General features: G+C 72.2%; 19 protein-coding genes. 13 read left to right on the plus strand and 6 right to left on the minus strand.

The window, feature by feature from the left end:
* Positions 1–127: 127 nt before the first annotated feature.
* The 4 genes from ACFUNE_RS03560 to ACFUNE_RS03575 form a co-directional block, all read right to left on the minus strand.
* Positions 128–1,171, minus strand: a complete 1,044-nt coding sequence (locus ACFUNE_RS03560) for an aldo/keto reductase (protein WP_383561780.1) — start codon at positions 1,169–1,171, stop codon at positions 128–130.
* Positions 1,172–1,566: 395 nt separating this feature from the next.
* Positions 1,567–2,640 carry an LLM class flavin-dependent oxidoreductase gene (locus ACFUNE_RS03565; RefSeq protein ID WP_383561782.1) on the minus strand — a complete coding sequence of 358 codons (1,074 nt, stop codon included), beginning with the start codon at positions 2,638–2,640 and terminating at the stop codon, positions 1,567–1,569.
* 401 nt (positions 2,641–3,041) lie between these two features.
* Positions 3,042–4,874 carry an ABC transporter ATP-binding protein gene (locus tag ACFUNE_RS03570; protein WP_383561784.1) on the minus strand — a complete coding sequence of 611 codons (1,833 nt, stop codon included), beginning with the start codon at positions 4,872–4,874 and terminating at the stop codon, positions 3,042–3,044.
* Between the two features lie 678 nt (positions 4,875–5,552).
* Complete coding sequence (locus tag ACFUNE_RS03575; protein WP_383561786.1) at positions 5,553–6,035, minus strand: DUF5709 domain-containing protein; 483 nt, start codon at positions 6,033–6,035, stop codon at positions 5,553–5,555.
* A 214-nt stretch (positions 6,036–6,249) separates the two neighbouring features.
* Between ACFUNE_RS03575 and ACFUNE_RS03580 the strand changes: the two genes are divergently transcribed.
* The 11 genes from ACFUNE_RS03580 to ACFUNE_RS03630 all read left to right on the plus strand — a co-directional run bounded on the left by ACFUNE_RS03580 (position 6,250) and on the right by ACFUNE_RS03630 (position 19,444).
* Complete coding sequence (locus ACFUNE_RS03580) at positions 6,250–7,506, plus strand: ATP-grasp domain-containing protein (protein ID WP_383561788.1); 1,257 nt, start codon at positions 6,250–6,252, stop codon at positions 7,504–7,506.
* Complete coding sequence (locus tag ACFUNE_RS03585) at positions 7,503–8,339, plus strand: hypothetical protein (protein WP_383561790.1); 837 nt, start codon at positions 7,503–7,505, stop codon at positions 8,337–8,339. The genes ACFUNE_RS03580 and ACFUNE_RS03585 overlap by 4 nt, the downstream gene beginning before the upstream one ends.
* Positions 8,336–9,421 carry a PLP-dependent cysteine synthase family protein gene (locus tag ACFUNE_RS03590; RefSeq protein WP_383561792.1) on the plus strand — a complete coding sequence of 362 codons (1,086 nt, stop codon included), beginning with the start codon at positions 8,336–8,338 and terminating at the stop codon, positions 9,419–9,421. Before ACFUNE_RS03585 ends, ACFUNE_RS03590 begins: the two co-directional genes overlap by 4 nt.
* Positions 9,418–10,527: an enolase C-terminal domain-like protein gene (locus tag ACFUNE_RS03595; RefSeq protein ID WP_383561794.1), complete on the plus strand. Its 1,110-nt coding sequence runs from the start codon at positions 9,418–9,420 to the stop codon at positions 10,525–10,527. Before ACFUNE_RS03590 ends, ACFUNE_RS03595 begins: the two co-directional genes overlap by 4 nt.
* On the plus strand, positions 10,524–11,798 hold the full coding sequence (locus ACFUNE_RS03600) for an MFS transporter (protein ID WP_383561796.1): 1,275 nt from the start codon (positions 10,524–10,526) through the stop codon (positions 11,796–11,798). The genes ACFUNE_RS03595 and ACFUNE_RS03600 overlap by 4 nt, the downstream gene beginning before the upstream one ends.
* Entirely contained in the window at positions 11,795–12,715 is a 921-nt protein-coding gene (locus tag ACFUNE_RS03605; RefSeq protein WP_383561798.1) for a class I SAM-dependent DNA methyltransferase, read from the plus strand. Before ACFUNE_RS03600 ends, ACFUNE_RS03605 begins: the two co-directional genes overlap by 4 nt.
* On the plus strand, positions 12,712–14,307 hold the full coding sequence (locus ACFUNE_RS03610; RefSeq protein ID WP_383561800.1) for an ABC transporter substrate-binding protein: 1,596 nt from the start codon (positions 12,712–12,714) through the stop codon (positions 14,305–14,307). The genes ACFUNE_RS03605 and ACFUNE_RS03610 overlap by 4 nt, the downstream gene beginning before the upstream one ends.
* Positions 14,304–15,257 carry an ABC transporter permease gene (locus ACFUNE_RS03615; RefSeq protein WP_383561802.1) on the plus strand — a complete coding sequence of 318 codons (954 nt, stop codon included), beginning with the start codon at positions 14,304–14,306 and terminating at the stop codon, positions 15,255–15,257. Before ACFUNE_RS03610 ends, ACFUNE_RS03615 begins: the two co-directional genes overlap by 4 nt.
* Positions 15,254–16,063 carry an ABC transporter permease gene (locus ACFUNE_RS03620; RefSeq protein WP_383561804.1) on the plus strand — a complete coding sequence of 270 codons (810 nt, stop codon included), beginning with the start codon at positions 15,254–15,256 and terminating at the stop codon, positions 16,061–16,063. Before ACFUNE_RS03615 ends, ACFUNE_RS03620 begins: the two co-directional genes overlap by 4 nt.
* Entirely contained in the window at positions 16,060–17,607 is a 1,548-nt protein-coding gene (locus ACFUNE_RS03625) for an ABC transporter ATP-binding protein (RefSeq protein WP_383561806.1), read from the plus strand. The genes ACFUNE_RS03620 and ACFUNE_RS03625 overlap by 4 nt, the downstream gene beginning before the upstream one ends.
* Positions 17,608–17,941: 334 nt before the next feature.
* The gene (locus tag ACFUNE_RS03630; RefSeq protein ID WP_383561808.1) at positions 17,942–19,444 is read left to right on the plus strand and encodes a UDP-N-acetylmuramoyl-L-alanyl-D-glutamate--2,6-diaminopimelate ligase; all 1,503 of its coding nucleotides are present in this window, start codon (positions 17,942–17,944) and stop codon (positions 19,442–19,444) included.
* On the opposite strand, the gene ACFUNE_RS03635 is transcribed toward ACFUNE_RS03630, so the two are convergent.
* A complete protein-coding gene (locus ACFUNE_RS03635; protein WP_383561810.1) occupies positions 19,426–19,905 on the minus strand; it encodes a hypothetical protein in 480 nt (159 codons plus the stop codon). The two genes, ACFUNE_RS03630 and ACFUNE_RS03635, sit on opposite strands and share 19 nt — an antisense overlap.
* A 70-nt stretch (positions 19,906–19,975) precedes the next feature.
* Positions 19,976–20,623, minus strand: coding sequence for an HD domain-containing protein (locus ACFUNE_RS03640; protein ID WP_383561812.1), 648 nt, complete (start codon positions 20,621–20,623; stop codon positions 19,976–19,978).
* A 213-nt stretch (positions 20,624–20,836) separates the two neighbouring features.
* On the opposite strand from ACFUNE_RS03640, the gene ACFUNE_RS03645 reads away from it, so the two are divergent.
* Both ACFUNE_RS03645 and ACFUNE_RS03650 read left to right on the plus strand, forming a co-directional pair.
* Positions 20,837–22,345 (plus strand): carboxylesterase/lipase family protein, encoded by a 1,509-nt coding sequence (locus ACFUNE_RS03645; protein WP_383561814.1) that lies wholly within the window; start codon positions 20,837–20,839, stop codon positions 22,343–22,345.
* A gap of 179 nt (positions 22,346–22,524) precedes the next feature.
* Positions 22,525–23,658 carry a S1 family peptidase gene (locus ACFUNE_RS03650; RefSeq protein WP_383563004.1) on the plus strand — a complete coding sequence of 378 codons (1,134 nt, stop codon included), beginning with the start codon at positions 22,525–22,527 and terminating at the stop codon, positions 23,656–23,658.
* Positions 23,659–24,052: the final 394 nt, after the last annotated feature.

Consider the following 24,052-nt stretch of genomic DNA (forward strand, 5'->3'; position numbering starts at 1 on the left):
CGGTGAGCAGCCGGTCGCTGCCCGGGAGCCTGTCAGGGTGTCGTCCGTGTTCTCCGGACGGGTGTAGGCCTTCCGTGGTGCCGCCGTTCTGTCCTGGCGGTCCCTGAAGGCCGGGGCCGTGGCCGCGTCAGCGGGGGGACGCCCCGCGGCGACGGGTGGACGCGTCGGTCAGGGACGGGGGCCGGTAGCCCTCGTCGGCCGGGCTGATCGTGACCCCCGGCGCCACGATCTCGTCGATCCGGTCCAGCACGTCCTTCGTCAGGCGCACGTCCGCGGCGCCGAGTTGGCTCGCCAGGTGCTCCTGGGTACGAGGTCCGATGATCACGGTGGACACGGCCGGATGCTCCAGGACGAAGGCCAGCGCCAGGTGGATCAGGGACAGGCCCGCCTCCGCGGCCAGCTCTCCCAGTTGTTCCGCCGCCTCACGCTTGCGCCGGTTCGCCTCGAGGGCGGGATCGTGACGGTGGGGCTGGCGTCGCAGGCGGCTGGACTCGGCGTGCGCCGGATCCCCCTTGCGGTAGCGGCCGGACAGCCAGCCGCCGGCCAGGGGGCTCCAGGGCAGGACGCCCAGGCCGTGCCGCTCGGCCACGGGCAGTACGGCGCGCTCGGCAGCCCGGGCCAGGAGGGAGTACGGGGGCTGCTCGGTGACGGGGCGTTGCAGACGGAGGCGCTCCGCGGCCCACTGCGCCTCGACGATCTGGTGGGGCTCGAAGGTGGTGGTGCCGAAGTAGCGGATCTTTCCCTGGCGTACGAGGTCGTCGAGGGCGCCGAGGGTCTCCTCGATGTCCGTGGACGGATCGGGGCGGTGGGCCTGGTACAGATCGATGTGGTCGGTGCCCAGGCGACGGAGGCTGCCCTCGACGGCCTGGAAGATCCAGCGGCGGGAGTTGCCCTGGTGCTGGGGGTTGTCGTCCACCCGGCCGTGGAACTTGGTCGCGAGGAACACGTCGTCGCGGCGGCCCGCGAGCGCCTTGCCCACGATCTCCTCGTTCTCGCCCCGCGAGTAGACGTCCGCGGTGTCGATGACGTTCACACCCGCGTCCAGGGCCTGGTGGATGATCTTGACGGCGTCGTCGTGGTCGCCGTTGGCCCAGGCACCGAAATTCATGGCGCCGAGCGTCAGCGGGCTGACCTGTACGCCCGTGCGGCCGAGGGACCGGTAGGTCGTCATGTCGAGGGTGCTCCCTTTCCGGGGCGGGGACGCGGACAGCACGCCTGAGCGGGCGTCCGTACGGAGACGGCGCGGCTGCGCGGACCGTCGGGACGGAGAGGCCGGCGGCTCAGCCACCGGCCGATCGGCGACCGCGGCCCGGCCCGAGCCGCTCCTGCGCCGGGGACGCGCGGACGATCCGGTGGTAGCCGTGCGGGCCCCGCGAAGGATGCGCGGCATGTCAGTCACGGCGGAAAGCCTGGCAGATGCACATATCGGCGTCCAGGGCGTGCGCCCTCATGCAACATGCCGTTCTTCTTCGGCCTTCCTCGGCCTTCCTCGGCCTTCTTCGGCCGGCCGTGTGACCCGTCACGGGTCACCGGGGCCGGTTGTCACGGGACGCGGGGCCGTGCCCGTCAGACGGACCGTGCGCGGAGCAGGGGGAGCACCTGATCGCCGATGCGGCTGGTCTCCTGTTTGTAGGGAGTGTCGGAGAGCACGAAATGAGTGATGCCGAGTGAGCGGTAGCGCTCCAGCGCCGTGGCGACGTCGTCGGGGGAGCCGACCAGCCAGGTCGTGGCGGCGCCGCCGCCCCCGAACCTGCCGGGTGCCGTGTAGAGGCAGGTGTCGAGCACCTCTCCCCGCGCGGCGAGGTCGAGGAGCCGCTGTTGCCCGACGGCCGTCCGGCGGTTGCCCGTCCAGGCGGCTCCTTCGGCGGCGGCCATGGCGGCCACCTTCTCCTCCGCGGCCTGCCACGCCTCCTCGGTGGTGTCGCGCACCAGAGTGGTGATCCGCAGCCCGAACTCCAGGGGTGCGTGCCGGCGGTCCACCTGCTCGCTCAACTTCTCCAGTCGGCCGATGCGTTCGGCGATCCCGTCGAGCGGCTCGCCCCAGAAGAGCTGGACGTCCGCTTCCGCCGCCGACACGCGTTCAGCGGCCTGCGAGGCACCGCCGAAGTAGAGCGTGGGATGGGTCCTCGTGCCGGATGTGTACGGGCGGGGTGAGACCGTGGAATCGGTCACCTGGAAGTGCTCGCCCCTGAAGGTGACGTTCTCCTCGGTCCACAGGCGCCGCAGGAGGTGCAGGAACTCCTGGGTACGGGCATACCGTTGGGCCGGATCGGCCTGGGTGTCGCCGTATGCGGCCAGGTGGTCCAGTCCGCTGACGATGTTGAAGAGGACACGTCCGCGACTCAGCTGGTCGAGCGTGGCCGCGGCGCTCGCGAGGTGGGCCGGCTGCCAGTAGCCCGGCCGTACGGCGATCAAGGGCTCGAACGTCGTGGTCCTGGCGGCCAGTGCCGTGGCCACGGTGAAGGTGTCAGGGCGTCCCCAGCCGGTGCCGAGCAGGGCGCCGCTCCAGCCGTGGGCCTCCGCCGTCCGGGCGAGGTCGGTCGAGAACTCGACCGACCCCCAGCCCGCCTGGGTGTCGTCGCCCCGGTGACCCGGCTCGACGGTGTTGGGGATGTACCAGAGGAATTTGGAGCTCATCATGTTGTCCGATCACAGTTCGGCCCGCGCCGGAGCGCGGCAGGCCGGGGCCGGTGGTGAGGAGGGGGCGTGCCGACACCGCTTCGGTCGCGGTGCGGGCGGGGCGTACCGGCCGCGTCGTGGCGGTCGGACAGGACCGGGACGGATCAGGGCATGGTGCAGACGCCGGTGACGTCGGATCAGATGCGGGGGAGCGGCGAGAGGGGGGGGTGAAGATCAACACCCGGCGCGTGACGCGCGGACGAGGCGGGGACAGCGCTCGCTGGGAAGGGGCTGGACCTCGTGCATGTGCTCGATTCTCGGTGCGGTCGTCCGGATTGTCAATGAGACCTCGGCGGAGGACGCGCCGTTGCCGCCGGAAAGGCGCGGGCCCCCGAGGCGCTGAGCGTCGGGGGCCCGCACGGTCATCGCGTCGGTTCGGCCGCGGCTGCGGGCCGGCCGGTGGCCGTGTCCACGAGGAAGCCACCGGACTGGTGGTGCCAGAGCTTTGCGTAGGAGCCGTCGGTGAGCAGTAGTTCGTGGTGCGTGCCCTGTTCGACGATGCGGCCGTGGTCGAGCACGATCAGGTGGTCCATCGCCGCGACGGTACTCAGGCGGTGCGCGACGACGAGCGCGGTCCGGCCCTCCATCAACTGCCACAGTGCCTGCTGGACGAGGGTCTCGCTCTCCGAGTCCAGCGCGCTGGTCGCCTCGTCCAGCAGGAGGATCGGCGCGTCTCGCAGGATGGCCCGCGCGAGGGCGACCCGCTGGCGTTGCCCTCCGGAGAGCTTGACGCCACGCTCCCCGACCATCGTGTCGAATCCCGCGGGGAGTTGGTCGGCGAACTCCGTGACGTGTGCCGCGTCGGCCGCCGCGCGGATCTCGCCCTCGGTGGCGTCCGGTCGGGCGAACTGGATGTTCTCGCGCAGCGTGCGGTGGAACATGGCGGGTTCCTGCGGGACGTAGGCGATCAGGCTCCGCAGGTCGGACTGCCGCAGCCGACTGATGTCCTGGCCGCCGATCAGGATGCGGCCGGACTGGACGTCGGCCATCCGCAGCAGCAGCCGGGTGAGGGTGGTCTTGCCGCCCCCGGAACGGCCGACGAGGCCGATCCTCGATCCGCTCGGCACGTCCAGTTCGAGCCCCCGGAAGATCGGATCACCGCCGTCGTGAGCGAAGGTGACCTGCTCGAAGCGCACATCCGCGGCCCGAGGGCCGAGCGGCTCCGGTGCCACGGGGTCGAGCACGGTGGGCGGGGCGAGGAGCAGCTCGGTGAACTGGGCCGCCTCCGTCATCGAGCTCTCCAGGCGGCGGTAGATCTGGTTGAACTCGAACATGATGCGGGTCGAGCCGGTGTAGTACGTGAACGCGACCACGATCGCCTCCACGCTTCCACCGCCCGCGCCGATCCCAACGGCGAGGAGCAGGCCGAGCACGTTCGTCAGCACGGACAGGGGCGCGACGAGGGTGTCGATGCGCAGATTGCCGTAGTCCCACGAGCGCAGTGTCAGCCGCCTGGACTCCGCGACCCGTGACCGGTGCTCGGCGGCCTCTTGCTCCTCGGCGGCGAACGCACGGACGGTGTCCATGTTCATCAGCGCGTCCGAGACGTGGCCCGACACCCTGGCGATCGCCTCCTCACGCCGGTTGACCAGTTTCTGCCGGCGCCGGATGAGCGGCGCGGCGCAGAACGCGGTCACCGTGATCATCGTCAGGAGCCCGGCGACCAGCAGCGGATCGTAGCTCCAGAGGATCACCGTGCCGAACAGCAGCGGGGCGAGGCTGCCGACGATGTTGAACGTGAGCGTGTCGACGAACTCCTCGAAGCGCGATGCGAAGCTCAGCACCCGCTTGGTCAGTGAACCTGCGAAGTTGTCCTGGAAGAACGCGGCGTCCTTGGCGAACAGTTCGTCCATGCCGGTGACGTAAAGGTGCTCGATGCCCCGGGCGTCGACGCGGTTGAGGCAGTGCAGTCCCAGACGCCACATGGTCTCCGCCAGGAGCAGCACTCCGGCGAACACACCGACGTACGGGAGGGCCTCGCGGATGGTCAGGGCCCCGTCCTCGGCGATCCGGCCGACGAGCTTGGCGACGACCAGGGGGGCGATGTACGTGATCCCGATGTTTCCCAGCGCGGGGAGCAGGAGCGCGGGGACGGACAGTCCGCGCTGGCGGGACAGCTCCCGCAGGTAGTGACGGAGTGCGAGCTTGACCGGGCCCCTGTCGGGCCCGGCGTCGTGAGACTGCTGCGATCCCATGCCGACCTCATGTCGTTGCGCGGGCAGTTGCTCCGGACCTCGCCGCGGTGGGAGGGCCCCGCCCGGAAGGGCGCAGCACCGTCCCCTGTGGAGGCGCTCGCCGCGCGTCCGCGGCAAGGGGCCCGGGGCAGACGAGTCTTCCGCGACCGGGTGGTCGGCGTCCAAGCGTTTTCGGGGGCACGGGGCAGCACGACGGCGCGTTTCGGCCGGTCCGTCCCGGCTCCTCCGCACCACGGGCGCACATGTGTTCACCGGCGTGGGCGTGATGTCCTCGGCAGCCCGGTACTTGACCGTGAGCCATGTCGGCCGGCCCCCGCGGCCGCCACGGTTGCGGCGCCGAGGGTGCCTCGGGCGTGGGTGCCGCAGCGGTTGGGTCCGTCCGGCGCTGGGGCGTCCGGGCCTGGGCCGGCGGGGCATCGAACCTGTTCAGGCGTGCTCGCAGTGATGGTCGACGTAGGTGCGGGCCACGCCGTCACGGCATTGTGAAAGGCACGCCACATGCGCCGATCACGGCCCCGGGCGATCGGGCCGTGCGCCCTGCCCCAGTGGGGACCTCGGCACGCGCGGGCCCTTCCGTGGAAGGGGGGATGATACGCGTGTATGCGCTCGTACGCATACACAGAGGGGTGAATGCGTCCGGAAGCGGCTGATGGGGGACGGGGTTCCGGGGACGGGCCTTCAGCGCGCAGGCTCTTCCCCGAACAGATCCTCCTCCTCCGGAATGAGGTGCATCGCCGCCTCCTCGGCGGACGCCGCCGCACCGTCGATGCCGACGTCCTGGGCGGTGAGGGTGGAGGGCACATGTCCGTCGCCCTCCTGTGTGAGCCTGCCCGCCCGGTCGGTCCCGACCTCCGTGTCGTAGGGCTCCCCGTCACCGTCCGCCAGATCGCCCGTTCCGTCGCCGGCCGGGATCGCTTCCTCGGGAATCTCCCTGGTCAGACGGGTGTCGAGGGATTCGCCCGTGTGCTGCTCCGCGGCGGTGGTGCCCTCGTCGTCGACCGCCCAGGGCCGGTCCGGCGGGGAGTAGCCCTCGTCCAGGACATCGGCGATCCCGGACGTGTCCAGGGTGTCCTCCAGGTCCAGCAGGTCGTCGGGGTCGGAGGCCTCCGGCTCCTGCGGCTGGTAGACGTCGTCCCCCCGGTCGCTGTCGCTGTCGGTCATGGCGTGCCCCTTCCTCCGGGTCCCCTGTCTGCAATTCCACTCCGGTCCGGCGAGCGGCGCAACGGAAGCCGCCTCCCTTCAGTGGTGACACTGTTTTAGATGACAATGAAAACGATTGTCGATAACGTGTGAGCGGTCGGGCCCGGAGGCCCCCCGTACCGGGGAGGCCTCTGCCTGCCCGCAATCCCAACGGCACTGTGAGAAGGGGGAGCTCGTGGCTCACCTGTTGGTGGTAGAGAGCTGGGTCGGATCGATGAGCAGACTGCTACCGAGGGCCCTGGGGGAGGGAGGGCACCACTTCACCTTCCTCACCCGCGACCTGCACCACTACCTGCGGTCCGCCCCGGAGGGTGCGGGGCACCCGCTGCTCACCGCCCGTAATGTCGTCACCGCGCCCACCAACGAGGTGGAGGAGCTGCTTGCGCAGGTCGAGCGGCTGCACCACGCGCTGCGCTTCGACGGCGTGGTCACCTCCTGTGACTACTACCTGCCGACCGCCGCCCGAATCGCCGGCCGCCTGGGCCTGCCGGGCCCCTCGGCCGAAGCCATGGAGAACGCCTGCCGCAAGGACGCCACCCGCCGCGTCCTCGCCGCCGCGGGCGTCCCCGGTCCGCGCTTCGCGGTGTGTGCGGACGTGGCGGAGGCCGAGGCGGCCGCCCGTGACATCGGCTATCCCCTGGTGGTCAAGCCGGTGGACCTCTGCGCGGGCATGCTCGTGCGCCGGGTCGACGACGCGGAACAGCTGGCTGTGGCCTGCAGGGCCCTGGCGGACTTCCCGCGCAACGCCAGGGGCCAGCGGCGCACGGCCCACATCCTGCTCGAGGAGTTCCTGCACGGCCCCGAGGTGAGCGTGGAGACCGTGACCTGCCGAGGCGTCGCGCACATCGTCGGGGTGACGGACAAGAGCATCGGCGGGGCCCCTGCCTTCGTCGAGACCGGCCACATGTTCCCAGCCGCCCTGGCCCCGGACGACCTCGACGCCGCGACCGGCACCGCGCTGCGGGCGGGGGCGGCGCTGGGGCTCGACGACGTCGTGGCGCACACCGAGATCAAGCTGACGGCCGACGGTCCCCGCGTCGTCGAGGTCAATCCCCGCCCCGCCGGCAATCGCATCACCGAACTGGTCCGTCATGTCACCGGCATCGACCTCGCCGCCGCCTGCGTCGACGTGGCGCTGGGGCGTGAGCCCGACCTCCGGCGGCGCGACACGGGACTGCGCAGCGCGGCCATCGGATTCCTCGTCCCCGGGGCATCGGGCACGCTCGCGTCCGTGGAGGGCGCCGACGGTCTGCGGGGTGCCGAAGGGGTCCTGGAGGTCCAGCTCGCCGAAGCGGGCCGCACGGTCGAGGCGGCCGACAGCAACAACGCCTATCTCGGGCACGTCATGGTGGGCGACGCGGCCGGGCTCGGCGCCAGGAACCGTGTCGAATCACTGCTCGCGGGAGTGCGACCGCTGCTGGTGCGCTCATGACGACGGCCTCGTGCGACCGCGCTTCCCTCGACGCCCTTCTGGAGCAGGCCCTGCACGGCGAGCTCGGCCCGGATCCCGGGGCCCGCCGTATCGCCGTAGCCTTCACGACGACCCAGGCCGTACGGCATGACGGGCGGCAGGGCGGATACCGCAACGAGGTCCTCAGCCTCCGCCTCGGCAGTGCCGTCGGCTCGTGTGCGGTCGAACCGGGCGCGCTCCCCGCCGGCGCCGTCGAGGACTGTGCCGGAGCGGAAGTGGCCGTACTGCTCACCCACCCGCTGCTGCCGGTGCGGGTCGCCGCCCTGGACGCCTACTTGATGGACGTAACCCCGCACTCCCCGTCCCACGGGGCGCAACCGGTGGGAATCCCCGCCGGAAGCTCGCTGGAGCGGTCGCAGGCGCGGGCCGCCGCGGTCGTCGACCTGCTGGACGTGCCACCGGGCAGCAGCGTCCTGGTCGTCGGAGTCGTCAACTCCCTCCTTGCCGAACTGCGTTCGCGCTCCTTCATCGGAATCCCCTGCGACTTCAAGGGGGGTACCACCGAGTGGGGAGAGCCCATCGGTACGGACGCCCTCGGGTCGATCGGCCGTTGCGACGCGGTGCTGGCCTCCGGAATGACGCTCGGCAACGGAACCTTCGATCCGCTGCGCCGGAGCGCCCTGGACCACGGGAAACCGCTGGTCATGTTCGCCCAGACCGGCAGCGCGGTCCTGCCCCGCTTCCTGGGCGCCGGAGTGGCCGCGGTGTGCGCGGAACCGTACCCGTTCTTCTGGCTCGACGGCGGCCCCGGCACCGTCCACCGATACCGCGCAGCCCACGGAGGTACCTCATGACCACGGCATCGCTGCCCGTTCTCGCCCCCAACCGAGAGCTCCTCGCCCTCCTGGGCCGCACCCCGCTGGCCAGGATCACCACCGGACTTCCCCAGCCCCACCCCGGCTTCTGGGCCAAGCTCGAAGGCCACGCCGTCGGCGGAATGAAGGCGCGGGCGGCCGTCTCCATGCTCCTGGGCGCCGAGGAGCGAGGCGAACTGCTCCCCGGCGCACCGGTGGTGGAGTCGACCTCCGGCACCCTCGGCATAGGACTGGCCTTCGCCGGACAGGCCCTCGGACACCCCGTCGTGCTGGTCGGCGACAGCGAACTCGAACCCTCCATGCGGCAGTTGCTCCGCTCGCACGGCGCGCGCCTCGAGCTCGTGGACCGCCCCGCCGCCCGAGGCGGGTGGCAGGGCGCCCGGTTGGAGCGGCTGCACGACCTGCTCGCCCGGACCCCCGGCGCGTACTGGCCCGACCAGTACAACAACCCCGACAACACGACGGGTTACGCCTCACTCGCCGCCGAACTGGCCACCCAGCTCGACCACCTCGACATCCTCGTCTGCAGCGTCGGCACCGGGGGACACAGCGCGGGGATCGCCGGACCGCTGCGCAGGCACTGGCCCCGACTGCGTCTCATCGCCGTCGACGCCACCGGGTCCACGATCTTCGGACAGCCCGCCGCACCCCGGCTGATGCGCGGTCTCGGCAGCAGCATCCATCCGCGCAACGTGGCCTACGACGCCTTCGACGAGGTCCACTGGATCGGCCCGGCCGAGGCCGCAGACGCCTGCCGGCGCCTCGCCCGCGGCAACTTCGTCAGCGGCGGCTGGAGCACCGGCGCCGTCGCGCGGGTCGCCGCCTGGGCCGCCGGCGCCCACCCCGGGGCCGCCGTCGCCACGGTCTTCCCCGACGGGCCCCACCGCTATCTCGGCACCCTCTACGACGACGACTTCATGACCGCCCACCACGTGGACCCCTGTCTCGCGGCCGGGCACCCCGTCGACGTCCCGCACCCGCGCGCCGCGCACACCGGGGGATGGGCCAGGTGCACCACCGTCACCGATCCACTGGCGGAGAGCCTGGAGGGGCAGCTGTGAGACTCACCCACCACACCGTGCGGCTCGTCCTCGCCGAGCCGCTGCGCATCTCGCGATCGACCATGACCGCCCGCGACGCCGTGCGCCTCACTGTCGAACACGAAGGGCTCGCCGGCCATGGGGAGGCCGTCACCAGCGTCTTCTACGGGCTCGACACCCACACCCTCGAACGCCTCGCCGTCCGGGCGGGCGAGGGGCTGGCCCGCTTCGCCGCGCCGGAGACCGCGCTGTACGCCCTGCGCGTCGGCGAACTCACCGAGCCCGGCACCCCGGCCGCCGTGACCGCCGCCGTGGAGGCCGCTCTTCTCGACCTGGTCGGCAAGCGCACCGCCACCGCCGTCCATCGGTTCCTCGGATCGCCCGTGGCGCCGAGGGCTGCCACCGCCCGCACCATCTCCCTCACCTCCCCGGGCCGGGCAGCCGCGCAGGCCCGCGGGCTGGCCGAGGCCGGGTTCTCCGTCATCAAGGTCAAGGTGGGAGACCGTGACCAGGACACCGACCTGGACCGGGTCCGCGCCGTCCGCGCCGCGGCCCCGGCCGCCCGACTCCTCCTCGATCCCAACGGCGCCTGGTCCGCAGGACAGGCACGGGCTCTCCTGCCCCTGTTCGCCGAACTCGGCGTCGAGGCCGTGGAGCAGCCCCTCGCCCCCGGGGACCCGGAGGCCCTCGCGAGGCTCGCCGCACGCTCACCGCTGCCCGTCATCGCGGACGAGGACGCCGTCACCTACGAGGACGCCCGGCGGCTCGCCGGCCGCGTCCACGGGATCAACGTCAAACTCGCCAAATGCGGCGGTGTCCACGCCGCTCTTCGCATCGCCGCCCTGATCGAGGGCAGTGGCACGGACCTGATGCTCGGCTGCCTGACCGCCAGCACCCTCGGCATCGCTCCCGCGGTGCACATCGCCGACCGCGCCCGCTGGACCGACCTCGACGGGCATCTGCTGCTCGCGCAGGACCCCTGGACCGGCATCGGGGGCGACGACGGATTCGTCGAGGCCTCCGGGCGACCGGGGCTCGGCGTACGGCCCCGATCCGGAGCCGAGGCGGCAGCCGGTGCCGGTGCCGCAGCGGAATCCCAAGCCGACGTCCGGGGCGCGGCCTCATGACCACCTGGCAGGAGATCCGTCGGCTTCCGTTCTCCATACGCCTGCTGCTGGTCAATCAGCTCGGCGTCAACACCGGGTTCTACCTGCTCATCCCCTACCTCGCCACCCACCTCGGTGACGACCTGGGAATGTCGGCAGCTGTCGTCGGTATCGTCCTCGGCGTACGCAACCTGAGCCAGCAGGGCCTCTTCCTCATCGGCGGATCCGCCGCCGACCGACTCGGCCCCCGAGGCGTCATCATCACCGGCTGCGCGATACGCACCGTCGGCTTCGCCCTCTTCGCCCTCGGCGACGGACTGCCCGTGCTCCTCGCTGCCTCCGTCCTCAGCGGAGTGGCCGGCGCCCTGTTCAATCCCGCCGTCCGCACCTATCTCGCCCAGGAGGCCGGGGAGCGCAGAGCCGAGGCGTTCGCCCTCTTCAACGTCTTCGCGACCACGGGCGCCCTCATCGGGCCCCTCCTGGGCAGTGCCCTGCTGCTCGTCGACTTCCGGGCCTCCGCGCTCACCGCCGCCGCGATCTTCGCGCTCCTCACCGTCGCCCAGGCCCTGGCGCTCCCCGTCCGGGAAGCGCCGCCGGCCACGGGCAGTGTGACCACCGACTGGCGCGAAGCCGTCGGCAACCGCGCCTTCCTCGCCTTCGCCCTGGCCATGACCGGCATGTTCACCCTGGAGAACCAGCTCTATCTGCTGCTGCCCGCGGGCGCCCGGCAGGCCACCGGCTGGGACGGCGCCGCAGGACTCGTCCTCCTCCTGGGGACTGTCGTGGGCATCGCCTTCCAGCTGCGCATCACGCGCGCGCTGAAGAGGCGGGGAAGCAGGGGGCGCTGGATCGCGGCCGGACTGGCGCTGATGGGGCTGGCCTTCGCGCCGCCGATGCTCGTCGCGGGCACAGACGCACCCCCGGACGGCGCCCTGGACGCAACTCTGCGCGCCCTGCCCGTACTGGCCGGTGCCCTCCTGCTCCACCTGGGAGTGATGACGGCGCAGCCCTTCGTCATGGAGCTGGTCCCCGGCTTCGGGAGGCCGGCGCTGACCGGCACGTACTTCGGGATCTTCTACGCGGCATCCGGCATCGCGGCTGCCGTCGGCAACGTGGCTGTCGGCTGGGCCATGGACGCCGCCCGGCAGGGCGGGGGCGGCAGCCCGGCCGCCCTGCTGCCGTGGGCCTGCTGCCTGGCCGCCGGACTCACCTCGGCGGCCGGCGTGACCTGGCTGCACCGCAACGGCACCCTTCCCCGGACCCGCCCCGCCTCCGTGACGGTGGCGGCATGACGCACCGGACGGGAAACCTGCTCACCGACCGCCCGGAGCTGTACGAGGCCAGGTTTCCCGATCCCCTGCGCCTGGCCGGTCGTTGGGCGGAAGACCTCCTGCGGCGGTACGGCGCGGGACCGGAGGTCCTGGACCTCGGCTGCGGCACCGGGCGCGACGCCGCCCGTCTCCAGGCCGCCGGACGACGTGTCACGGCCGCCGATCTGTCCGGCACCATGCTCGCCCACGCCCGTGAGCACCACCCGGGACCGACGTACGTACAGGCCGATCTCAGCCGGTTCGATCTCGGTCACTGTGTCTTCGACGCCGTGGTCTGCCTGGACAGTTCGCTGCTGTACTGCCACACGAACGAGCAGCTCGACGGATTCCTGAGATCCTGCCGCCGCGCCCTGGCGCCCGGCGGCCTGCTGGTCGCGGAGATGCGCAACGGCGCGTACTTCCTCGGCCGGGACGAGCCTCCCGCCGCGCCTGCCGTCTCCCGCTTCACCCGGCACGGCACCACGTACCGCTCGACCACGGTCCTGCGCCTCGACCGCGCCGCCCAGCTCCTCCGGCGTACACGCGTATGGACCGCCGACGACAGCAGCCCTCCCGTCGAGGAGCACTCGGCGTGGCGGCTGCTCCTGCCCCAGGAGTTGCGCCACTTCCTCACCGTCCACGGCTTCGACGTCCTCGCCCTGTACGACGGACCCGGGCCGCGCACCGAACCCGCCTGGCATCCGGGCGCCGAGCCCGGCTCGGCCGCGGACGGCGACCGGCTGCACCTGATCGCCAGGAAGTCCGGCACGAAACCGGCCGTGACCGCCGGGAAGCCCTCCACCGAAACGGCTGCCGTGACCCCGGGGAAGCCCTCCACCGAACCGGCGGTGACCGCCGCCGGCCACCCAGCACCCCGAGCAACAGGAGACCAGTCATGACCGCATCAGCAGACAGAGACGAACGCTTCCCCGGCCTGCGCAGGCGCGGATTCCTCGCCGCGGCCGGGGGAGCGGCCGGCCTCGGCGCCCTCGCCCTCGCCGGATGCTCCGCGTCCACCTCCACCAAATCTGCCGACTCCAAGGGGGACGGCGCGCCCCGGCGTGGCGGACGGCTGCGCGCCGCCTTCGCCGGAGGGGGCGCGAGCGAGACCCTCGATCCCCACCTGGGGAACCTCTTCGCGGACGCCGCCCGGAGCAAAGCGCTCTTCGACAAACTCGCCGACTACGGCGCCGATCTGGCGGCGGTGCCACGTCTCGCCGAGGCGTGGGAGCCGAACGCCGGCCTCGACCGCTGGACGGTCACCCTGAGGCAGGCGGAGTTCCACGACGGGAAGCCGGTGACCGCCGCCGACGTCCTGTACAGCTACCGCCGCATCGCCGACCCCGGCAAGGCCCACCGCGCGCGGGCATCCCTGGAACCCATCGACCTAAAGGCGAGCCGCGCCACGGGGGAGAGGACCGTCGAATTCGTGCTCAGGCGGCCGACGGCCGAATTCCCCAATGTGATGGCGGCATTCGGCACCTGCATCGTCCAGGACGGCGCCACCGCCTTCGACCGCGAGCCCGTCGGCTCCGGCCCCTTCCGGCTCGTCTCCTTCACTCCCGGGCGCTCCACCGTCCTGTGGCGCAACGACACCTACTGGGACGGCGCCCCCCACCTGGACGAGCTCGAGTTCGTCGTCGCCAACGAGGAGTCCGCCCGGATCAACGCCCTCCTCGGCGGTCAGATCGAGTACGCGCACGAGCTCAACCCCGCCACCGGACGCGCCCACGAGAAGACCGGTGCCATCGAGATCGTCCGGCTGCGCAACAGCGCCATGCAGGCCTTCGCCATGAAGACCGACCGCCCGCCCTTCGACGACCCCCGGGTTCGCGAGGCCTTCTTCCTCATCGCCGACCGCCAGGAGCTGGTGGACGGCGCCCTGTCCGGCGCCGGCGAGACGGGCAACGACCTCTTCGGGAAGGGGTACGAGTACTACGCGGACGAACTCCCCCAGCGGTCCCAGGACATCGGCCGTGCACGCCGCCTTCTCCGGCAGGCGGGCGCGGAAGGCCTGAAGGTCACCCTCGACACCTCCGCGGTCGCCGCCGGTTTCACCGAGGCCGCCGGGATCTTCCGGGACCAGGCGGCACGTGCCGGAGTCACCGTCGACGTACGGATGGGCAGCAAGGACTCCTACTGGAAGGACATCCTCGACTCCGGAACCCTGTGCTGCTACCGGTCCGGCGCCATGCCCATCGAGTCCCACATCTCCCAGCGGCTGCTCACCGACTCCACCACCAACGCCACCCGATGGCGGGACAGGAGCTTCGACGCGCTCTACCGGCAGGCCCAGTCCACCAAGGACCGGACGGCACGGGCCGCCCTCTACGGGCGGATGCAGCGGCGGTTGCACGCCGAAGGCGGCTTCCTCGTCTGGGGGTTCGGCGACTGGATCCTCGGCACTGCGCGAGCCCTGCGGGGTGTGGCCCGCGAGGCGCCGGCCAACACCCTGGACTGGGCGCGCTTCGACAAGGTCTGGCTGGCGTGAACGGACTGCGTTCCTGGATCGCCCGGCGGCTGCTCCTCGGTGTCCTGCAGACGGCGGCCGTCGTACTGCTGGTCTTCGCGCTCACCGAGGCGCTTCCGGGTGACGCGGCGGTCGCCTTCGCCGGTGACCAGCCCGACCCGCGGCGCATCGCGGCCGTCCGGGAGGCCATGGGTCTCGACCGGCCCGCCCACGAACGGCTGGCCGAGTGGGCCGGGGGACTGCTCCACGGCGACTTCGGCGCTTCGCTCACCTCCGGCCGGCCCGTGGCCGGATATCTGGCGGACGGCTTCGGCCCGACCCTGCTCCTCGCCGCGGTCACCGTGCTGCTCCTCGTCCCCGCGGGAGTGGGGCTGGGAGTCCTCGCCGCCCGCCACGAAGGGCGGCTCACCGACCGGCTGATCAGCTCCGCGACCCTCGGCGTCTACGCCGTACCCGAATTCGCCCTCGGTGTACTGCTGGTGAGCGTCTTCGCCCTGCGGCTCGGCTGGCTCCCGCCGACCGCCGTCGGCTACGGCACCGGACTCCTCGCCCATCCCGCCGTGCTCGTCCTGCCGGTCCTGGTCCTGCTCGCCCGGCCCGTCTGCTCGCTGGCCCGGCTGGTCAGGGCCGGCATGATCGAGGCCCTTGCCGCGCCCTACACCGCCCACGCCGAGCGGTACGGAATCCCGGGCGCACGCGTCCGCTACGGGCACGCCCTGCCCAACGCCCTCGCACCCGCCACCCAGCAGCTCGCCCGCACCGTCGACTGGCTGCTGTGCGGCGTCATCGTCGTGGAGGCCCTCTACGTGATCCCCGGACTCGGCACCGTCCTGATGAACGCGGTGGCCGACCGCGACATCCCCGTCGTGCAGGGGCTGGCGGTCGTCTTCGGTCTCGCCACCGTCCTGCTCAACCTCGGATCCGACCTCGTCACCCACCGGCTCGCGCCGCGCTCGGCGGTGGCGGCGTGAAGCGGCTCCGCAGGTACGGACCCGGGGCGGCCCTCGCCACGCTTCCGCTCGGCCTCGCCCTGGCCGGGCCGTTCCTCGCGGGGGAGCCAACGGCCCGCTCCGCGTCCTTCACCCTCGGCGCCGGACACCCGCTCGGCACCGACTTCGTGGGCCGCGACGTCGTACAACAGGTGCTGCTCGGCGGACGGCCCGTGGTGGTCGTCGCGTTGGCGGCCACGGCTCTCGCGTACCTCGTCGCACTGCCGCTCGGACTGATCAGCGCGCTCACCCACCGGAGATGGCTGGAGGAAGTGCTGATGCGTCCGCCGGACGTTCTGCTGGCCGTTCCCTCGCTGCTCATGATCCTGCTGGTCGCCGCCGCCTTTCCGCCCGGTCCGGCCGGACTCGCGCTGCTGGTGGCCTTCGTCTCCGTCCCGGACGCCGCCCGCATTGTGCGCGCCGCAGCGGCGGAAGCGGCCTCCCGGCCCGCCGTCGAGGCGCTGCGGATGCAGGGGGAGAGCTGGTGGCGCATCGCCGTCGGCTACGTCGGGCGGTCCATCCTGCGGACTCTGGCCGCCGATGCGGGGATCCGTCTGACCGGGGTGCTCTACCTGGTGGCCACCGCGGCCTTCCTGGGCATCGGGGTCGCCCCGGACGCCTCCGACTGGGCCGTGATGGTGGACCGCAACCGCACCGGACTGCTGATCCAGCCCTGGGCGGTCGTCGTGCCGGCCCTGCTCATCGTGGCACTGACCATGGGCAGCAATCTGCTCGTCGACGCCGCCATGGCGAGCCGTGGCCCGCACCGGAAGGGCCGCCCCCGATGAAGGAGAACCCTGTGCTCGCCTGCGTCAAGGAACTGACCGTCGAGGTCGACGGGCGGACCCTCGTCGACCGGGTCTCGTTCCGGATCCGCCCCGGCGTCGTCACGGCCCTGGTGGGCGCGTCGGGGAGCGGCAAGACCACCACCGGACTCGCGCTGCTCGGTGAATTCCCCGCAGGAGCCCGGGTGACGGGCGAGGTGACCGCACACGGCACCCGGATCGGCTACGTCCCCCAGCACCCTGCTGCCGTCCTCAACCCCGCCCGCCGCACCGGGGCCCTCCTGCGCGACATGGCGAAGGCACAGGTGCGGGAGCTGCCCCGGGGCGAACGGCGTGCCGCGGCACGCCGACGCGTCGCCGACGCCCTCGCCGATGCCCAGCTCGACGCTGCGGACCACCTGCTGGAGCGCTATCCGCACCAGCTGTCCGGCGGCCAGCAGCAGCGTGTCGTGCTGGCGCAGGCGCTGCTCCTCGGTGCCCGCGTCATCGTCGCCGACGAACCCACCACCGGGCAGGACGCCCTGACGAAGCGTCGTGTCGTCGACCAGCTGGCAGCGGTCGCGAGGCGCGGCATCGCCGTGCTGCTGCTCAGCCACGACCTCGACGTCGTACGCGAACTGGCCGACGAGGTGCTGGTGATGCGCGGCGGCCGTGTGGTGGAGCGAGGAACGGCCCACCGGATCCTGGACGCCCCCGCGCACCCGTGGACCAGGGAGCTCCTCACCGGACCGAGGGCCCTGCCGTACGCCGACGCCGCGCGCATCGGCGCGGAGGTGCTGACGGTCCGCGGGCTCACGGCCCGGCACCGGACCGGCGGGACCCGCGGCCCCGTGCTGAACGTGGGCCGTCTCGACCTCCGCCGCGGCGAGTGCCTCGCCGTCGTCGGGCGCTCGGGCAGTGGCAAGACCACCCTCGGCCGCTGTCTCGCCGGCCTCCACCGGGACCACACGGGGCAGGTGCTCCTCGACGGCACGGCCCTGCCCCGCAGCCTGCGGAACCGCAGCCGTGAGCAGCTCGCCGCCGTGCAGTACGTCTTCCAGGACGCACGGGCCGCCTTCGACGAGCACCGGCCGGTCCTCGACCAGGTGGCGCGCACAGCGGTACGCCTGCACGGCACCGGGCACCGCGAGGCGACGACCGAGGCCCGGCGGGTGCTGACGGACCTCGGACTCGGCGACCGCCTCGTCCGCGGGCTCCCCGGCCGCCTCTCCGGCGGAGAACTCCAGCGCGCGGCCCTCGCCAGAGCGCTCCTCGCGCGGCCCCGGGTGCTGGTCTGCGACGAGATCACCTCGGGGCTCGACCCCGTGACGCGCCGCTCCCTGCTGGACCTGCTCGCCGCACTCGTCCGCCGCGAGGACGGTCCCGCCGTCGTGCTGATCACGCACGACCTCGACACCGCGGCGCCGGCGACCCGCGTGGTCGTGCTGGACGGCGGGGAAGTGGTCGAGGAGGGCCTCGCGGAACAGGTCCTGACCACTCCGCGGCACCCGTTCACCGTCTCCCTGCTCGATGCCTCACAGAGGGGGAGGACCGCCGCACGTCCCTGAAGCGGAATCCCGACCACCCGTACGGACGTACACTCGCCCCATGGGTGATACCGGCGTCACAGGGAAGTGCGTGCGCCAGGCCGCCCCCTGTGCGCCCACGAGCCGCCGCGTCGCCCTTCACGGACACGGCTAGCGGCCTTCAGCGCGGGCGTCCCCACTCGGGGCGGCGCCCGTCCCGTCTTTCCGCCGCTCTTCCGCACGTCACGCGAGCACGGCGCGCACCGCTCCACACCGCACACGCCCGACTTCACCACCGCTGCATCGGCGCACCGCCGTCGCGGCGTTCCGGCGACGGCCGCACCCCGGCTCGAGCCACCCCTCGAAGGGACCCACCTTGAAGCTGAGCGAGCTGCTGGCCGGACAGAACCACCACATCCTCCAGGGCGACCCGGAGAGGGCGCTCATCACTGCCGGTACGGCCTTCGACGCGGACCGGGTGGTGCCGGGATCGCTCTTCATCGCGGTGCCCGGCCACCTGGAGGGCGGGCCCGGCGCGGTCGCCCCCGCGCTCGCGCGGGGCGCGGCGGCGGTCGTCGTGGAGGCCGGCTGCGTGCTGCCCGCGGCGGCGGGGGACGTCTGTGTCGTGCAGGTCCCCGACACGCGGAGCATGGCCGCGGTCGCCGCCTCCCGCTACTACGGCGAGCCGGGGCGGCGGATGGACATGGTGGCGATCACCGGCACCAACGGGAAGACCTCCGTCTCGTACATGGTCGAGTCCGTGCTCAGGATCTCCGAGGGGGCGCGTGCCGGGGTCATCGGCACCGCAGGAAGCCGCATCGGCGACGAGCTGATCCCCATGCCCCGATCGGTGCTGACCACCCCGGAATCCCCCGACCTGCAGTACCTGCTGGGGTGCATGCGCGACCGCGGGGTGGGCACCGTGGTGCTGGAGGCGACGTCCATGGGGCTGCTCACGCACCGGGTCGACAGCACCTTCATCGACGTGGGGGTCTTCACCAACCTGAGCCAGGACCACCTGGACGACCACGGCACGATGGACAACTACCGGGACGCCAAACTCCGGCTCTTCCAGGGGCTGTGCCGGCAGGCCGTGGTCAACGCCGACGATCCGGTGGGCGCCCGCATCGGGGCGATGATGCCCGGCGCGGTGACCACCTACGCCCTCGACACCGAGGCCGACTACCGGGCCACCGACCTGGTCGTGGACGCCTCGGGCACACGGTTCACCCTGCACCACGACGGCCGCAAGTACCCCGCCGCGATCCCCGCTCCCGGCAGGTTCTCCGTGTCCAACGCCCTGGCCACGGTCGCGGCCTGCCACACCCTCGGGCACGACCTCGCGGGGCTGGTCGCCGCGCTCGAACGGATGCCGCAGATCCCGGGCAGGTTCGAACGCGTCACGACCGCCGGCGGAACCTCGGTGATCGTGGACTACGCGCACTCCCCGGACTCGCTGAACAAGGTGCTCGGCACGATCCGCGGCTTCGCCCGTTCCAAGGTCATCACCGTCTTCGGCTGCGGTGGCGACAGGGACACCACCAAGCGGGCCGAGATGGGGACGATCGCCGGGACCCACTCCGACCTGTGCGTCCTCACCTCGGACAACCCGCGCAACGAGGATCCCGAGGCGATCCTGGACCAGGTCGTCCCGGGCATCGAGGCGACCGGCACCCCGTACGAACGCCTCACCGACCGCCGCAGGGCCATCGAGTTCGCCCTGTCTGCAGCCGGGCCGGACGACATCGTCCTGATCGCCGGAAAGGGAAGCGAGCCCTACCAGATCGTCGGTGACGCGCTGCTGCCCTTCAGCGACGTTGCCACCGTACGGGAACTCGGCGATACCCGAGCCGCGCGGACTCAGCCCGCTCTGCGGTAGGTCAGGGCGAAGTCGTGCTCCCACTCGCCGCCGTCGAAACGGACCTCCCAGGTACCGGCGATGGTGTTCCCGTCCTCGCTGAACGTGCCGGTGAACCGCTGGCGGAAGTCCAGAGGGGTGAAGTCGGGTGACTCCCGGGTGAGCGTCCACACCCTGCCGTCGAAGGTCATGGCGTACAGGCGGGCCACGCCACGGGAGTCGAAGTAGTGCTGCGTGTACGTGGCGTTCCCCGGGTCGGCTCGGACGACCATCAGGCCGTCCGGCGCCTCGGGCACGGGGATCTCGGTGCGCTGCACCAGAACCTGGCCGTCCAGGGCCCATTCGAACCAGGTGCGCGCCCCGGCCCCGTCCCCCTCGGGGCCGGGCACAGGCGATCGGCCGTCGGGGAACCTGGGCTCCAGGGTCCACTCACCGACGAACACATCGAGGCGCGCCAGCACCTCTGCTCTGCCCACGGTCATGACGATCACTCCGCTCCGACGCAGTGCGTCCTCGTGTCTCCTACGGGTACCGCCCGCGGCCGTCCGGCAGTCACTCCGGCCACGGCGAATCGAGGACGCTGCGCACGAAGTCCTGGCGTTCGAAGCCGGGCACGTAGTGCTGGAGCACATCGGCCTTGACGTTGCCGAACGCCGTTTCCGGCTTCGGGCGGATGCCGTCGGTGAACGCCGCGAGGATCCGCCGCTTGAAGTCCGGGCGCGGATGGAGCGCCACGATCGCGGCCCGGTCGGCTTCGGAGAAGTCCTCGTAGCCGATGCCGAGGACGTCGTACTCCACACCCGCGGACACCAGCGCCACCTCGGGCTCCATGAAGGCGGGGATGCCCGGTGTGGTGTGCAGGGCGATGGCCGTCCACACCCGCCGCACGCTGTCCTCGGGCACCCCGCGGGACTGCAGGAAGCGGCGGGCCTCGTCCGCACTGTCCACCTCGAAGCGCCGGCCACTCGTGCGGAAGCGCTTCCCGAGCCCCAGGTCGTGGAACATGGCGCCGATGTACAGGAGCTCCGGATCGAAGGAGAGATCACGTCGGCGGCCCTGAAGGGCGCCGAAGAGATAGACCCGGTGCGAGTGGTGGTAGACGAGATCGTCGGTGGTGTCGCGGACGAGCTCGGTCGCCTCGACCGCGAGGCTCGTGTCCGGCACATGTACGCCGGACGCCTGGGACGGACCGGTTGTCATCGTGTCACCGAGCTTCCTGTGCGACTGGTCGGGAAGGGTGCCTCAAGCATCCGTGCTCCGGGGCGGAGGCCGGGGCCGACAGGCCGTGGATCCCCCGACTGATTCACATCGAGGACGCGTGAGTCGATGCCCTTCAGGTGTTGGCCGGGACCGCCCCGCCGGTGTGAGGCTGGCACCGGCGCCCCGGCAGGGGGCGGAACCGGGGGAGTGGGAATGAGAGTGTTCACGACGCGGACCGGAGCGGTCGCGGGGCGGCCGGCGCCGCGGGACCCGGGAGTCGTGGTGCTCCGCGGAATCCCCTATGCGGCAGCGCCGTTCGGTGCGGGCAGGTTCCGGGCTCCCCGCCCCGCCGCCTCCTGGGACGGAGTCCGGGACTGCGACGAGTTCGGGCCCGTCGCCCCGCAGGCGGCCGAGCTGCCCGGATCGCCGGTCTGGTCCCCGGCGGACGAGGACATCCTCAGCCTCAACATCTGGACGCCGGGCGGGAGCGGGGACGCGCTCCCCGTGCTGGTCTGGATCCATGGGGGCGCCTTCGTCTTCGGCTCCTCGGCCCAGCCGGACTTCGACGGCACTGCCCTGGCCGGCCGGGGCCTCGTGGTCGTCACGCTCAACTACCGCCTGGGCTTCGAGGGATTCGGCCATGTTCCGTCCACCGGTGGCGCGGAGCCCTGTCCGGACAACCGGGGGCTGCTCGACCAGATCGCCGCGCTCCGGTGGGTGCGGGACGAGATCGCCGCCTTCGGGGGCGACCCCGGCCGTGTCACCGTGGCGGGGCAGTCCTCCGGAGCGACCTCGGTGGCCTGTCTGATGGCGATGGAGGCCGCGCGCGGCCTGTTCCGCCGTGCCGTCCTGCACAGTGCCGTGAACGCCTGCGCCATCCCGGAATCGGCGGCCCTCACCACAGCGGAGGTAGCCGCGGCGGCCGGGGTTCCCGCCACGCACGACGGATTGGTGTCCGCCTCCCCCAAAGAGCTCGTCGACGCCTCGGACCAGGTGGCCGAGAACTACCGGAGCGACCCCGGATCGGGGCGGCGCCACTACGATCCGGCGATCTACGGACCCGTGGCCGGCGTGTCCGGCCTGCCCCTGGACCCCCTCACGGCGTGCGGAGCGGGTGCCGGTCGAGAGGTGGACCTGATGGTCTGCCACACCGCGGAGGAGTACTGGCTGCTCGATGCGGTGGGCAGCTGCGCGAAGGTCACGACCGAGGAGCAGCTCGCCGTGTTCGCCTCCGACCACCGGCTCCCGGGATCCCTCCCGGCCGCCTACCGGGCCCTGATGCCCGGGGCCTCCGTGAACGAGCTCTACCTTGCTCTGTACGGGGACATGCTGTTCGGCGAGTACAGCAGCAGGCTGGCGGAGTCCCACGCGCGGGCAGGCGGCAGGACCTACCTCTCCCGCTTCGTCCGGCAGCGCGACGGCCGTGGGGAGCGGGTCAGGGCGTGGCACTGCGCGGACATCCCGTTCGCCTTCGGCAACGTGGACGACGAGAACGTCCACTTCCTCATGGGAGGGCCTCCGAGCGCCGCCGACCGCGACCTCGCAGGGCGGATGACGCACGCCTGGGCGGAATTCGCCGCGACCGGTGACCCTGGCTGGCCGCAGGCCTCATCCGGTGGGGCCGTACGGATCTGGGACACCTCGCCCGAGGGAGGCGGCAGCCGGTGGGACGCCTTCCGGGCGCCCTGGCGGGCTGCCGGTCTCCCGCTTCTCGCACCCTGATCCCGCGGCGCGGCCCGTGAACCTGCCTGGGGTGTCATTGGCATGGACCTGCCTGTCGAACTGGACTACAGTCCGGAGCGGCACTTCTGAGAGCGCTCTCAGACGGCTCTCGGATGCTTCCTGTTCCACCCCCACGATGCTGGAACAACAGAAGGGGCACTCCCTTGAGACACACGACTATGGTGCGGACGGGTCTCTCCGCACTGCTCATCATGGGCACCTGGGCGGCCGTCGGTCCGATCCAGGCCTCCGCGGCGGACTCCCCCTCCTCCGCCGGACCCCAGGCTTCCGCAGGCATCATCACGGCCATGCAGCGGGACCTCGGACTGACGAAGAGCCAGGCCGAGACACGGCTCACCGCGGAGAAGGCGGCAACGTCCCTTCAGGGAAAGGCGCGTAGCGCTGCCGGATCCTCGTTCGCCGGTTCCTGGTTCGACGCGGAGAGCGGCCGGCTCACGGTCGCCGTCACGGACGGCGCCAAGGCCGGCGACGTCCGCGCGGCCGGCGCGCGGGTCCAGGTGGTCGACCACACCGAGCGGGAGCTCGACGCCACCAAGAAGCGGCTGGACGCACTCTCCGCGCCCAGCGGCGTCAGCAGCTGGCACGTCGACCCCAGGGCGAACAGCGTTGTCGTGAACGTCGTCGCCTCCGAGCAAGGTGACAACGATGTCCGCGCTTTCGTCGCCAAGGCGCGCGAGGCGGGCCCCGTGACGGTGGAGCAGACAGCCGAGGTCCCGCAGACCTTCGCGGCGGGGACGGTCGGCGGCGACCCGTACTACACCGGCAACGTGCGCTGTTCCATAGGCTTCTCGGTGCACGGCGGCTTCGTCACGGCCGGCCACTGCGGCCAGGCCGGCGGAGCGGTCAGGGGTTGGGACGGCTCGGCCATCGGCTCGTTCCAGGGCTCGTCCTTCCCCGAGAACGACTACGCCTGGGTGAATGTGGGCAGCGGCTGGTGGACCGTCCCGGTGGTCCTGGGCTGGGGCACCGTCTCCGACCAGCTGGTCCGCGGCTCCAACGAGGCGCCGATCGGCGCCTCGATCTGCCGCTCCGGCTCCACCAGCCACTGGCACTGCGGCAACGTGCTCGCCAAGAACGAGACCGTGAACTACAGCCAGGGCGCCGTCCGCCAGATGACCAAGACCAGCGTGTGCGCCGAACCGGGTGACTCCGGCGGCTCGTTCATCAGCGGCGACCAGGCACAGGGCGTCACGTCCGGCGGCTGGGGCAACTGCAGCAGCGGCGGCGAGACGTGGCACCAGCCCATCAACGAGATCCTCAACCGCTACGGGCTGACCCTCCACACGGCCTGACCGACGACCCCGCCGTGTCCGTGTGATCCGGCGGAATTGCGACCGGTCTGCTGCGGCAGCAGGGTGGCCCCCTGCCGCAGCAGACCTCGGCCGCTCCGGCCGGTCGTGCGGGCGGGCCGCGATCGCGCCCGCACGGCCGCCCGAGGTCCCCGCCCGCAGGAGCGCAGCCCCCCGGCGTCGGCCGCTGCCCGCCGGAGGCCATCGACACACGGAGATTCGACGGGTCGCCCCAGCGGGCAGCCGACGGCCACCTGTCCGAGCTGTCGGTGGCACTCCGCACGCCGCGATGCGGCACGAGGTGATGCCCGCTCACCCGGCCGAAGCCCATTCTGAGGGTGCCGGGTGCCGGGTGCCGGGTGCCGGGTGCACAGGTGCGCGGGTGCACGGACGCGTC

Origin of the sequence: Streptomyces sp. NPDC057287 (assembly GCF_042667905.1) — a bacterium.
GTDB lineage: Bacteria > Actinomycetota > Actinomycetes > Streptomycetales > Streptomycetaceae > Streptomyces.

Bases quoted from the DNA above. Each gene is read 5' to 3' on its own strand.
- ACFUNE_RS03560 (WP_383561780.1), bottom strand. From the start codon at position 1,171: ATGACGACCTACCGGTCCCTCGGCCGCACGGGCGTACAGGTCAGCCCG.
- ACFUNE_RS03565 (WP_383561782.1), bottom strand. From the start codon at position 2,640: ATGATGAGCTCCAAATTCCTCTGGTACATCCCCAACACCGTCGAGCCG.
- ACFUNE_RS03570 (WP_383561784.1), bottom strand. From the start codon at position 4,874: ATGGGATCGCAGCAGTCTCACGACGCCGGGCCCGACAGGGGCCCGGTC.
- ACFUNE_RS03575 (WP_383561786.1), bottom strand. From the start codon at position 6,035: ATGACCGACAGCGACAGCGACCGGGGGGACGACGTCTACCAGCCGCAG.
- ACFUNE_RS03585 (WP_383561790.1), top strand. From the start codon at position 7,503: ATGACGACGGCCTCGTGCGACCGCGCTTCCCTCGACGCCCTTCTGGAG.
- ACFUNE_RS03590 (WP_383561792.1), top strand. From the start codon at position 8,336: ATGACCACGGCATCGCTGCCCGTTCTCGCCCCCAACCGAGAGCTCCTC.
- ACFUNE_RS03600 (WP_383561796.1), top strand. From the start codon at position 10,524: ATGACCACCTGGCAGGAGATCCGTCGGCTTCCGTTCTCCATACGCCTG.
- ACFUNE_RS03605 (WP_383561798.1), top strand. From the start codon at position 11,795: ATGACGCACCGGACGGGAAACCTGCTCACCGACCGCCCGGAGCTGTAC.
- ACFUNE_RS03610 (WP_383561800.1), top strand. From the start codon at position 12,712: ATGACCGCATCAGCAGACAGAGACGAACGCTTCCCCGGCCTGCGCAGG.
- ACFUNE_RS03625 (WP_383561806.1), top strand. From the start codon at position 16,060: ATGAAGGAGAACCCTGTGCTCGCCTGCGTCAAGGAACTGACCGTCGAG.
- ACFUNE_RS03635 (WP_383561810.1), bottom strand. From the start codon at position 19,905: ATGACCGTGGGCAGAGCAGAGGTGCTGGCGCGCCTCGATGTGTTCGTC.
- ACFUNE_RS03640 (WP_383561812.1), bottom strand. From the start codon at position 20,623: ATGACAACCGGTCCGTCCCAGGCGTCCGGCGTACATGTGCCGGACACG.
- ACFUNE_RS03645 (WP_383561814.1), top strand. From the start codon at position 20,837: ATGAGAGTGTTCACGACGCGGACCGGAGCGGTCGCGGGGCGGCCGGCG.
- ACFUNE_RS03650 (WP_383563004.1), top strand. From the start codon at position 22,525: ATGGTGCGGACGGGTCTCTCCGCACTGCTCATCATGGGCACCTGGGCG.